Below are 582 nucleotides of genomic sequence, written 5' to 3' on the forward strand. Positions count from 1 at the left end.
AAAAAAACTATGGTTATTTCTCCATACATCCGGAAATCGTCATCGGTCGCCTGAAAAGCCCCGAAACCACTGGCTACATCGTACTCATTAATCGCTCATCAATTCATCACTTCTGCTTAAAAAGAGTTTGTCCTGAAGAAGGTCCATATCGTCTCCAATCTTTTGATCTAATACTCTGGCGTAGATTTGTGTGGTAGACAATTTAGAATGCCCCAGGAGCTTCGAAACAGTTTCTATAGGCACTCCATTGGATAGGGTGACGGTTGTAGCAAAGGTGTGCCTGGCAACGTGAAAACTGAGTTTTTTTGGGATCTTACACAGGTCTGCGATTTCTTTTAAATAGCTATTAGTTTTTTGGTTGCTATAAACCGGTAAAAGGAATTCTGAAATTGGATTTTCATACGCATATAAAATACCGCGAGCTTTTTCCAGTAGTGGAACCTTAATTGGTTCCTGGCTTTTCTCTCGTCTGCTATAGATCCAGTCCTTTCCATTCACCCCTTTGATTAAATTATCTTTGGTAAGGTGTTTTACATCTATGTAGGACATACCAGTATAGCAGGCAAAAAGAAAAATATTCTT

At 39.3% G+C, this 582-nt stretch carries 1 protein-coding gene; it reads right to left on the reverse strand.

Annotated features, from left to right (window positions below; all coding sequences use genetic code 11):
* Window positions 1-87 precede the first annotated feature (87 nt).
* Window positions 88-582 (reverse strand): site-specific integrase (locus ACKGJN_RS16590; protein WP_409540678.1); only part of this gene is annotated, 495 nt, incomplete at its 5' end.

This window comes from Gillisia xinjiangensis (assembly GCF_046298265.1).
GTDB classification, from domain to species: domain Bacteria; phylum Bacteroidota; class Bacteroidia; order Flavobacteriales; family Flavobacteriaceae; genus Gillisia; species Gillisia xinjiangensis.